Origin of the sequence: Rossellomorea sp. YZS02, assembly GCF_033963925.1 — a bacterium.
In the GTDB taxonomy this organism is placed as follows: Bacteria; Bacillota; Bacilli; order Bacillales; family Bacillaceae_B; genus Rossellomorea.
Window position 1 is genome coordinate 71,395 of sequence record NZ_JAXBLY010000002.1, and the last position, 11,473, is coordinate 82,867.

Here is an 11,473-nt window from a genome sequence, read left to right on the forward strand (position 1 = left end):
TCATCATCTTCCTTTATTGTAGTTTCTTAGCTGATCACGTTCCACAATACGTGCGATATGGTCGACCGGATGGGACAGGAAGTGAACAATATTCATCCTGTTCCGGTGAGTAGGCGTACGGATTTTTCAACACTGCAAGGAACCGGTCCATTACGCTGAGATCATCATGATCGACAGCAGCCTGTAAAGCTTCTTCCACCCGGTGATTCCTTGGGATGACCGAGGGATTGCTATTCTTCATCAGCTCAAGTGAATCGTCCCCCGATTCTTCCTGCCTGTCCCTTCTTGTATTCCATCGCATTTTCCATTGGGCAAATTCAGGGTCCTTGAAAAGGGCAGCGTCTTCATGCCCCAAGGTCAAACTGCGAAACGTATTGGTATAGTCTGCTTGATTTTCTTTCAATAGATGCAGTAATTCTTCCGCAAGTGCACGGTCCCCTTCTTCACGATTGAATAATCCAAGCTTGGTTCTCATGCCGTTCAGCCAGTGCTCCTCATAAAGCTTCGGAAATTCAAGGACTGCATCCTGCGCAAGCTTCAGGGATTCTTCCTGTTCATCATGAAGGATTGGCAGCAGGCTCTCGGCAAATCGGGCGAGATTCCAGCCGGCGATCGGCGGCTGATTTCCGTATGCATATCTTCCCTCTCGATCAATCGAGCTGAAGACCGTCTTCGGATTGTACGTATCCATGAAGGCACATGGGCCATAATCGATCGTCTCCCCGCTGATTGTCATGTTATCCGTATTCATGACGCCGTGGATGAACCCGGCCATCTGCCATTTAGCAATAAGGGCAGCCTGGCGTTTGATGACTCCCTCCAGCAGATAGAGATAAGGATTCTCCGCATCCAAACCTTCAGGATAATGACGCTCCAAGGCATAATCCGCCAGTGCACGCAAATCCTCCACGTCCCCAAATCTTGAAGCGAACTGGAATGTCCCGACACGGAGATGACTGGCTGCAACCCTTGTCAGAATCGCTCCCCGCTGTTGCGTTTCACGATAGATCGGCTCTCCCGTCGTCACCACCCCTAAACTGCGGGTTGTAGGGATACCAAGGCCATGCATGGCTTCACTGATGATGTGCTCCCGGAGCATGGGACCGAGTCCTGCGCGACCGTCACCACCACGGGAATAGGGGGTGCTTCCCCCACCCTTCAACTGGATATCGAACCGCCCACCACTCGGCGTAATCTGTTCACCAATCAGGACCGCACGCCCGTCCCCCAGCATGTTAAAGTGACCAAATTGATGCCCGGCGTAGGCTTGGGCAAGGGGGTCCGCACCCGTTGGGATATCATTGCCTGATAATACACCGGCTTCAAGCTTCGTTGCATCCAACCCTAACGATTCCGCCACCTCCTCGTTCAACACCAATAGCTCAGGTGAACGCACAGGAGTCGGATCCTGACGGGTAAATAATGCCCCTGGAAGACTGGTAAAACTGTTTTCGAGATTCCAACCTGCTTCATTTTCCATCGTGTCATCTCCTCCTATTCGTAAATAAAACAGAAAATCATAGACCTTCTATGATTTTCTGTGAAGCTCTCTTTTCTCTCCTCCATTATACTGCTACTATCCTTTAATGTCCTTTATGACCCTTGCGGAAAATGCCCCAATAAGACAGATAGATCACAAGGATCAACCCTAATGATATGAACAATCCGATTCGTTGATTAGCATGGACCATAGCTCCTGAAATCGCAAGAAGAATCAGACCGATGCCAATATATGATGTAAAAGGATAGCCGAACATCTTGAATTTCCCATTCGAAGCATCATAGGAAGGATGAAGCTTTATATGGGACACAAGGATAATCACCCAGTTCAGGATCAGCATGACCCCTGCCGCTGTGGTGATATATTCATACACTTCATTGGGCAAGAGGAATGAAAACAGAATCGATACGCCAAGTCCGATCGCTGTGATCATCAGGGATTTCACCGCCACTCCCCGATCATTTTTTTCAGCAAATCCTTTCGGTGCATCCCCATCTACAGCAAGGGATATCATCACATTCGTGATTGAAAAAAGCGCCCCCACCATCGTCGAGAATGCTGCACTGATGATGATGATATTGAAAATCGAATCGAGGAACGGGATATGATAAGCCGAAAGTGCCGTTACAAAAGGACTTTCCGTTTCGTTGATCTTCGTCCAGGACACCATGCTCATGACAAAAAACAACGAAAGTACATAGACCGTCACAAGTGAAAAGAGTGTCCCCTTCCCTGCCTTCGGGACGTCATTTTTCTCCCTCAATTCATTGGACGCAATCCCGAGGACCGCAATCCCCCCAAAGGAGAAGAATACAAATATCAACGCAGCCCACGTGCCTTTAATCCCCTCGGGCATAAAAGGAGAGATGCCTGCGTTCTTAGCGGAAGCAAGCTCGGATGGCGAAATGATATGTAATAATAGCAGGGCACCGAACACAATAAAAATCAGCAACGTGGATAATTTAATCACAGCAAAAACCGATTCTATTCTCCCAAAGTTACTTGCACCCAAGAGGTTGATACCAAATCCCAGGACAGCATACATGATGGAAAAAATCCATAACGGAATGTGCGGAAACCAAAATTGAGTAAACGTCGATAATGCCACGATTTCACTGGACATGATCAGGATGCCGGAAATCCAGTACATCCATCCCGATACAAACCCGAAGGAATGACCAAATGCTTTCTTTGCATAGATACGAAATGTCCCTTTTTGGGGATCATTTGTAATCATTTCCGCCAGGGCACTGAACACAAAATAAGCCGTTACACCGGCGATGACATAATCGATCAGGATGGAAGGTCCGGCTGTCTTGATTGATAATCCCGTTCCAAGGAAGAATCCGGCCCCGATGACCGACCCGATGCCGATCAGGGAAAGCTGCCACCAGCTTAACTTGGTCCCCTCCCGTCTCTTACGCTTTTTGTGTTGATGATGTGCAACGGTCTGGGTCAATAAATGCTCGTCTTTCATTCCATCACCCTTTCATATGATTCACATACTCATAGGGTTTTCATTGACCCGAATAACTATGCAACCAGCCACCTCCCAGTCAATTAACATTATTGTAAAAATTAAAATTATTTTGAAATTTTTGTAACATAAAGTTATACTAAATCTAAAAGAGGTTGGGGGTGTCTCTACTGAGAAAACTTCATTTTATCGGTCTTCCCATGCAATTTGTGCTCACATGCATCGGGTTATTCCTTTTCAGCGGAGCAGGTTCATTGCTCGATTACGATGATGAATTAGTGATCATGCTGGGAAAATATCTTCAAACCCTGCAGAATATGGGTCTTGAACTACTGGATCCCGGCTCCATCATCATCAGGATAGGCGATCCCATGGACTTCAAAAGCTATCCGATTTATCCGATATTCTTTCAACTGTTTGGTTATTCATTTTCTCTCTTGCTACTTTCCTTCTTCCTTGCTGCCATCGCGTCTTCTCTGTTGAGCTACTTGTTTATGTTTCTGCCAAGGAAAGTCTATCGCATATGCTTTCGACTACTGGATTCCCTGGACTCACTGCCGGATGTCATGATCATCGTTTTCATTCAGCTGTTCATTGTCTGGTTTTTCAAGAAGACCGATATTTTGTTATTCGACATTTATACCCTTGGCGATGAAAAGATCTATCTGCTCCCCATTGTTTGTCTTGCGATCATGCCGATTGCTTTTTTAACAAAGAATTTCTTGTTTCAGCTTAGGGAAGAGGAAGAGAAACCATATGTAGAGTATTCTTATTCTAAAGGATTTTCAAAAGCTTATACGATATGGGTTCATCTGTTCCGAAATGTATGGGTCCATTTCTATTATCATATCAAGCCAATCTTCCTGCTGATGCTTTCGAATCTGTTGATCATTGAAATCCTTTTTAATATCAACGGATTTATGAATGTACTTCTGGATATGTCGATCAATACTCCCATTGCGTTCTTCATCGGGATGATGATGATTTACATACCGTTTTTCGTCGTGTTTACATTAGGATCGGTCATTCTGAAGAAATGGCTGTCCGGAGAGGAGGTCGGTTCATGAGGGTCTTGAGATCAATCAGATTTTGGCTGCCACTGGGCTTTCTGCTTGTCATGCTTTCATCAAGCTTCATCATACCTTACCTTTTCCCGGATCTCCTTGAGCCCGGTCCCGCGTATTTAAAGGATGATTCCGGCAGGGTTTACGCGGATCCTCCTTATACAATGGAGCAAATGTCTCCTCTTGGCAGTGATAAACTTGGGAGGAATTTATTTTATTTACTTCTCGCAGGAGCGAAATATACACTCTTATCGGCAATCGTCATTGCGCTTCTCCGCATGGTCGGCGGCTTTCTGTTCGGGATACTCTACGCGTTTCTTCCAAATTGGGTGAGACAGATCATCAAGGGAGTCGGGGATACATTCAATTTCATCCCCCTAGCCATCATTGCCTTCGTTCTCCTCACTCCCCTTCAGCTTGCATTTGAAGCAGGAGCGATGTATTCGTTTCAATTTTTGATCATTGAGGTCATAGTAATTGCCATCATTGTCATCCCATCACTCGGAATGTATCTGGGAGAGGAAATGAAGGAATATTTGAAGAATGATTTTATTTCTGTCTCCAGGCAAATCGGGGCAACCAGGTTCCATATCATCAAACGGCACCTGCGCCCTCAATTCAGCCGCCATGCCCTGGTCATGTTTTCTGAACAGGTATCCCAGACTTTATACTTACTCATTCAACTCGGGGTTCTTCACATCTGCCTCGGCGGACTGAAAACAGTGGAATTCGGGATCATGGAGCATGTACCAGAATACTTCTCTTTTACGAATGAATGGGCGGCGACGATGAGCATCAATATTCAGATGGTCTTTCTTCATACATGGCTCGTGCTGACACCTCTAGCCTTTTTCGCCGTTTCAATCTTTTGCATCAATGAAATCACCAGGTTTTTGAAGGAAGTTCTGTTGGAAGATACAATCCCTGTCAGTGAGGGACGGACCTCTCCTGACAAGCCGGCACCTCCTTCTAGGCTGGAAGATCCATTTACGTTCACGAACCACTCAAAGGAGGGGTTCCATTGAGAAATCGGCTGATGTTCATTTTGTCTGTATGTCTTATCTTACTGACCGGTTGCCGTGTTGAAATGGCAACCGAACTCCCTCAAAAATCGGCTACTCCTTCAGGGGTCAGGATTGACTTATCTGGTAACGTCCTTCTGCAAGGGGATGAACTTATCGTTGAAGGAAAATCCAACCTGCCAGAAGATAGTATCATGTTTGCCGGGCTCAAGGATTACGGGGAATTCGAGCCCTACGCAAGGGTGATCAACTGGCAGGGGGAAGAAAGTGAAGAATACGTCACTGAAAGTACAGGGGTAGTGGACGAAAAAGGCAACTTTACGATCAAACTGAATCGGATCAATCCGGACTCCCGCTACAAGCTCGAAGTCCTTTTCAACCCCGCCATCCAAAAATCAAAAATCCAGGAAATCTATGGTTTTTGGGGCGAGGACATCGCATTCAACATCGGATACCTTGACTTTGAACACAACGAAAACACCGTATCTGGAATGATCCTCATCGCCCCGATCGTCAGCATCTCAGACCCAAACGGAGACGGTGCCAAGTGGAACCTCACCAACATCCCCAAAAAATCAAGGCCATTAAAATAACTTGAGGGACGGACCTCTAAACTGGACTAAAAATTTATATTGGAGTGTGAATTTGAGGTCCGTCCCTCAAAAAAATCCCTGCCCCATTCATGATGGGCAGGGATTTTCATATGGGTATGAAACCGGTTCAGTCCTTGTTATGCATTTAATGTCAATGTCGCTACGCATTCTACGTGAACGGTATGAGGGAACAGGTCGACAGGTTGAACGGCATCAAGTGTGTACCCGAATGGTTCGAGCTCCTTGATATCCGTCGCGAATGTATCCGGGTTACATGAAACGTACACAATGCGCTCCGGTTTCGCACGCCCGATCCGTCTCATCACTTTCCCGCCGGCGCCGGAACGCGGAGGATCCAGCATCAACAGCTGGGGATGACCGAAGCTCTCGAGCATCTGATCGATTCCTTTACGTGCATCCTTTGCAAGGAATGTCGTGTTGGCTATGCCATTATCACTGGCGTTCCGTTTCGCAGATTCAATGGAGCTTTCGACGATTTCAATACCGGAAAGCTCTCCAACACGGCTAGCAAACGGAAGGGAGAACGTCCCTACTCCACAGAAAAGATCGATCATTTTTTCCGTCTCCTTAGGCTGTCCCATTTCAATCGCCAAATCTACAAGTTTCTGTGCCTGAGTCGGATTCGTCTGGAAGAACGTATCAAACCAAAGGCGGAAACGATAGCCGTCCATCTCGTCATAAATGAAGTCACGGCCGGAAAGCAGATGAATTTCTTCTGCCTGTGTACGGTCAGCCCATGCCGTGTTCTCAAGCCATAAGAGACTCTTAACGTGCGGAAATTTCTCGCTGACACGGTTCACTAGATCATCGACAGCTTTTGGATGGGCATCAGGTGCTTCCGTAGAGAATACGGCAAGCATCAATTCGCCTGTTGCAAACGATTGACGGACCATTAAATGGCGTAACAATCCTTCATGCTTATCCTTGTCATACCCCTGCAAGGCATGATCCTTCGCCCAATCAGCGACTTCCATGGTCGCTTCGACCATCTCTTCACTTGCGATCAGACACGTTTCAAGAGAGATGATTTTACGGAAGTTCCCCTGTTCATGCAAACCAAGCTCTCCTTCAGGTGAAAACGTAAACTCCATCTTATTCCGGTAACGCCACGGGTTGTCCATCCCCAACGTGTCACGGACGAGTTCAGGATCAAATCCCTGCCCTATCAACGCTTCTTTTACATGATCGGTCTTGTGCTTCAACTGACCTTCGTAATCCCAATGCTGCCACACACATCCTCCGCATCGCTCAAAATGCGGGCAGGGCGGGGCAACACGTTCAGGGTTCTCCTCCAGGATTTCATCAGCCATCGCCTTCCGCCTTCTGCGGTCCGGCTGGTCGACTGTCACTTTCACCTTTTCCCCGAGCAGGGTCTGAGGGATCGTAAGTCTCAGTTTCTTCGGATTCCCAAGCTCATTTTCACGCCAAATGACAGCCTGTCCCGATCCTTTTTGATCTAATTCTTCTATAGTAGCAACCATTGTTTCTGGTTTTATATTCGACACTATCTACGTCCTCCTTCAAAATGCTCTCTAACTCTATACTTTATTAAAAATGAAGGCGGAATGCAACAAGGATCTAGGGATTGAGACGCAACAAAGAAGCCTTAATATCAAGGCTCCTTACGTGATTAATCCTGAAAACGGAACAGTGGACCTGTCCCTCTGTCCCACTTTAATAGGCCTTGTACCGGCCATAATCTCCTGTGATATACGCTCTTTTGCCATTATAAACAACTTCCCAATAGCCTGAGCTGCTGTTTCTGCCCCTTACAGATCCGGTGACAGGAATGGTCCTGCCTTTTCTGATAGTCCCGAGGTTTTGAGATGCGAGACGATCCGGACGATCTTGTATGATGGCAGCATTCGCCACCCCTATGATCGTGATTTCACCGATGGCAATCGGGCCTCCTGATACAGGTGGAGGTGATGCAGATCCACCCGATGGTTGTCCACTTCCTTCCACCTTCACAAATTGCGGAGAGGCCGTGACGTAGTAAGCATATCCTCTGGAGTTCTTCACCTCATACATCTCTGCTCCCTCTACTTTTAACTTCCTGACAATCGTCGGAAATCCATAACCAAATTTCAATGTCCCTGCCCGGTACTTATCATCGAATGTCGGACGGCTGTAAAAATCGAGACCTTCCGCCCCTTTATAGATGCTCTCAACACGCTTGCCCGCAACACTATCACCGCTTGTCCCACCTGAAACCGGCGGCGTTCCCACCTGCCCGCCACTCCCTGCGGCTACATATGGCACTCCGAAGAAATCACAGATCCCCAGGGCCTGCTCCCTAGCTGTCTCACGTTGAAAATCCTCATTGATCATGAGTAACGCTTCTCTCTCATTGTCCATGAAACCATTCTCCACGAGGACGGCAGGTCCATTGAACTCCCTTGTCATATGAAGATTTTGTTCAATGATCCCACGGTACACTTGCTTTGTTCCCTGCTTCAAATACTTCGCGATATTTTCTGCGAGACGTCTGTCTTGTGCATCATTGAAATAAACATGTAGCGAATGTCCTTCAGCATCCTTTCCGGGACCATCAAACCTTCCATCGAAGGCGTTATAATGATTGGACACCAATGCGTCCGCCCCCAGGGAATTCGCTGCATCCGTCCTTGCCTTCAACGGAGTATCTGCATCTGTCGGTGCCGTGAGAAGGGTCCGGAATCCACACCTTTCCAATTCAAGCTTCAAAAAGTAAGTCACTCTTTCATTGAACTCATTCTCCCTGATCTGTCTTCCAATCGACGGAATATAAGGTGTTCGTTTACCAGCTGTTCCAAGACCATGACCATCATCTAATGCTATTAAATAATCACTAGCTTTTACCATATTTTGTATCCTCCTTCACTAGTAAAATATTCATAGATAAGAGAATTGGTCACGGCAACAGAAGAAAAATGTGCCCGCCATACACGATCATAAAATCGTTAGGCAGACACTCCATCTATTAAATCAGAAATAATAATATTAGTTTACTATTAATAAGGGTGTCCCAATATGGATCCTTTCCCAATTTCGATCTTAAAATGTGGCCACATGCAGGATACCAAGTTCCTTTAATCTCTCTGTATTCTCCTCCACATAACATCCAATATCATCCGGAAAGTGAGAATCCGACGAGGTGGTGAATTTCACCCCTGCTTCAGCAAGCACTTTCAGAAAGCTTGTGCTTGGGCACATTTCCTTGATCGGGTAACGATAAAATAAACCCGCATTCACTTCCGTTTCTGTATTCGTTTCCACTAATGCACGTGCAATCTTATGGTAATGAGGCCTAAGAGTTTCTTCATCCGGTCTATAATTAAAAACTTTCAAATTATCAAGGTGGGCGACGAAGTCAAACAAGCCGCTGCGGATGGCCTCTTCGACGATTTGAAAGAAGCGTCCATATAAATCTTGCAGATCATATTGTTCAAATCGCCCTTTCGTTTCAGGGTTGTCAAAACCCCATCCATCAATGAAATGAACCGAACCAATCACATAATCCCATTGATGAGTGGATAACAATTCCTTTAGCTGATCATGGCAACCCGGAAAGAAGTCAGCTTCCATCCCAAGCCGTAACTTGATACCATGTTCCGCCCATTTTGTTTTCTGACTTTCAATGAAGTCGACAAAGTCCCCCATGTTTTCGGTCATCACCTGCTTCAACCATTGATGCTGCTTTTTCCCCAAGTCTGACTCACTGATATCCATGTGCTTCTCGAAATAGTCTCTGGTTTCCCTGAAACGATATAAATGATCGACAATACCGACTTCCTTGAGATTTCTCTCTTTGGCTTTCTGTAAGTATAGATCCAGCCATTGGGATGAATATGGACCTTTTTCTAGCCGCTCAATCAGCAGGTTGTGGCTGGCTTGAATCCACTCTCTATGATGGAACCCCTCACTAAGCGGTTGAAAGTGCTGCAATGCGCGGCTTGTGCGTTCAAGCCAGCGAAATGAATAGGGCCCTTCTTCCAGATGTACGTGATAATCGACAGTCATGGTGTCTCCTCCTTATGGCGAAATCCATTTTTTAAATGTGGTGCGTTTACTCTTCTGCCACTCCCTCGGCATCGGTGCATCGCATACCACATAGTTAAGTTCTGTCATTGAACCAATCCTGCAAAAGGAGGTCCGGTTCAATTTAGAGGAATCAACCAGCAGATAGGTCTCCCTTCCCTGCTTCATGACGGTTTCAGAAACGAGGGATTCTTCCAAATCATAATCGAATATATCTGTGATTGTGACTCCTCCGCAAGACAGAAACACTTTGTCAAATTGAAAATGCCGGAGCATCTGAATGGTCATGGCCCCTGACACGGATTTCTGTTCAGGGTTGCTCATCCCGCCAAGCATGACAAGCTTTCCATCAAAGATCTTTGCTTCAAGATTCTTATTGATGATTTCTGCTGAAGCCAGGGAATTGGTGACAATCGTGAGGCGCTGAAGTCCTGCCAGAGCATAGGCCAGTTGATAGGTTGTGGTGCCGACGTCAAGCATGATCGTATCCCCGTCCTGAATATAGCGGGAAGCAAGTTTCCCGATTGTCCGCTTGGCCTCGAGGTGGACATTCATCTTTTGTCGGAACAATGGCTCCTGCACGGGCGGAACGTATTTCACCGCTCCTCCATGGACGCGGGTGAGGCGATTTTCTTTCTCTAGGATTGCCAGGTCCTTCCGAATGGTTTCAGGTGTCACATTCATTTTTTCTGCTAACTGTGTGACGTATATTTTCTCATCCTCATGAAGGATGTCTTCTATTAATCTGTGCCGGTCAGCTGCAAATGCACTCATGTCAGTGGAATCACATCCTCTTTTTGAATATATAGAATGACTTCACCATCAGGTTTCAGTCCTGTCTCTCTTTGCTGCAGCAAATCGGCAGAAAAAGTCACAGAGTTCGACTCCAACGTATAGCGTACGATGCTTCCCAATACAGCGATGTCTTTCACCACGGCTGTAACCGCAGAAGAATGTCCTGATTCCGTTCTCTGAAACGCTTCAGGACGGATGGCGTACAGACTGTGTTCAGGAAGGGCTGTCGGCCCAAGTAAGGCATCGAGCTCATCTGCCTCCAGGACATTGTAATGACCGATGAATCTGGCGGCAAATTCCGTAGACGGATTCATATAGATATCGTGAGGATGACCGCTTTGAACCATTTCACCTTTGTTCAGCAAGACAATTCGATCACTGACCACCATGGCTTCTTCCTGATCGTGAGTCACAAGGATCATCGTGATCCCAAGTCTTTGCTGAATCGAACGTAACAGCTTTTGAAGATTTTTACGGATTTGTGCATCAAGGGCACTTAATGGTTCATCCAACAGAAGAACTTTCGGTTCCACGACGACACTTCTTGCCAAAGCGACCCTCTGCTGCTGACCGCCCGATAATTCATGTGGAAAGGCCTTTTCTTTCCCTGTCAGTCCTACCAGTTCAATGATAGTCATCACTTTGTCATGGATTTCGCTCTTCTCCATTTTCTTCATCTTCAATCCGAAAGCGACATTTTCATACACATTCATATTGGGAAACAGAGCATACGATTGAAACACCATTCCCACTCCTCTGTCCTTCGGTGAGACATTGGTCACATCTCTTCCATCAATCAAAATGGAGCCTTCTTCCGGTGTGACAAGACCTGCAATCATCCTGAGGAGCGTACTTTTCCCGCACCCACTCGGACCCAGGAACGTCACAAGCTCCCCTTTCTCGATTTCAAGGTTCATGTCTTGAATGACCGTCTGGCCTTCAAAGGATTTCTGGATTTGATTCAATGTGATAAAGCTCAT

10 protein-coding genes are annotated in these 11,473 nt (G+C 46.4%); 3 read left to right on the forward strand and 7 right to left on the reverse strand.

What is annotated here, in order from left to right:
- Positions 1-34: 34 nt before the first annotated feature.
- Both SLH55_RS02595 and SLH55_RS02600 read right to left on the reverse strand, forming a co-directional pair.
- Entirely contained in the window at positions 35-1,480 is a 1,446-nt protein-coding gene (locus SLH55_RS02595) for a protein adenylyltransferase SelO (protein WP_320322518.1), read from the reverse strand.
- A gap of 103 nt (positions 1,481-1,583) precedes the next feature.
- Positions 1,584-2,978 carry an amino acid permease gene (locus SLH55_RS02600; RefSeq protein WP_320322519.1) on the reverse strand — a complete coding sequence of 465 codons (1,395 nt, stop codon included), beginning with the start codon at positions 2,976-2,978 and terminating at the stop codon, positions 1,584-1,586.
- A gap of 161 nt (positions 2,979-3,139) precedes the next feature.
- On the opposite strand from SLH55_RS02600, the gene SLH55_RS02605 reads away from it, so the two are divergent.
- From SLH55_RS02605 to SLH55_RS02615, 3 genes are read left to right on the forward strand one after another with little or no spacing between them, the layout of a single operon-like run.
- The gene (locus SLH55_RS02605) at positions 3,140-4,045 is read left to right on the forward strand and encodes an ABC transporter permease subunit (protein WP_320322520.1); all 906 of its coding nucleotides are present in this window, start codon (positions 3,140-3,142) and stop codon (positions 4,043-4,045) included.
- Positions 4,042-5,067 carry an ABC transporter permease subunit gene (locus tag SLH55_RS02610; RefSeq protein ID WP_219167171.1) on the forward strand — a complete coding sequence of 342 codons (1,026 nt, stop codon included), beginning with the start codon at positions 4,042-4,044 and terminating at the stop codon, positions 5,065-5,067. Before SLH55_RS02605 ends, SLH55_RS02610 begins: the two co-directional genes overlap by 4 nt.
- A complete protein-coding gene (locus SLH55_RS02615) occupies positions 5,064-5,657 on the forward strand; it encodes a hypothetical protein (protein ID WP_320322521.1) in 594 nt (197 codons plus the stop codon). Before SLH55_RS02610 ends, SLH55_RS02615 begins: the two co-directional genes overlap by 4 nt.
- 137 nt (positions 5,658-5,794) lie before the next feature.
- On the opposite strand, the gene rlmD is transcribed toward SLH55_RS02615, so the two are convergent.
- The 5 genes from rlmD to SLH55_RS02640 form a co-directional block, all read right to left on the reverse strand.
- Positions 5,795-7,159, reverse strand: a complete 1,365-nt coding sequence (gene rlmD, locus SLH55_RS02620; RefSeq protein WP_413787078.1) for a 23S rRNA (uracil(1939)-C(5))-methyltransferase RlmD — start codon at positions 7,157-7,159, stop codon at positions 5,795-5,797.
- A 193-nt stretch (positions 7,160-7,352) separates the two neighbouring features.
- Complete coding sequence (locus tag SLH55_RS02625) at positions 7,353-8,522, reverse strand: N-acetylmuramoyl-L-alanine amidase (protein ID WP_320322523.1); 1,170 nt, start codon at positions 8,520-8,522, stop codon at positions 7,353-7,355.
- Positions 8,523-8,714: 192 nt separating this feature from the next.
- Positions 8,715-9,680 carry a histidinol phosphate phosphatase domain-containing protein gene (locus SLH55_RS02630; RefSeq protein ID WP_320322524.1) on the reverse strand — a complete coding sequence of 322 codons (966 nt, stop codon included), beginning with the start codon at positions 9,678-9,680 and terminating at the stop codon, positions 8,715-8,717.
- 12 nt (positions 9,681-9,692) lie between these two features.
- Positions 9,693-10,472, reverse strand: a complete 780-nt coding sequence (locus SLH55_RS02635) for a DeoR/GlpR family DNA-binding transcription regulator (RefSeq protein ID WP_320322525.1) — start codon at positions 10,470-10,472, stop codon at positions 9,693-9,695.
- Positions 10,469-11,473, reverse strand: a complete 1,005-nt coding sequence (locus SLH55_RS02640) for an ABC transporter ATP-binding protein (protein ID WP_320322526.1) — start codon at positions 11,471-11,473, stop codon at positions 10,469-10,471. The genes SLH55_RS02635 and SLH55_RS02640 overlap by 4 nt, the downstream gene beginning before the upstream one ends.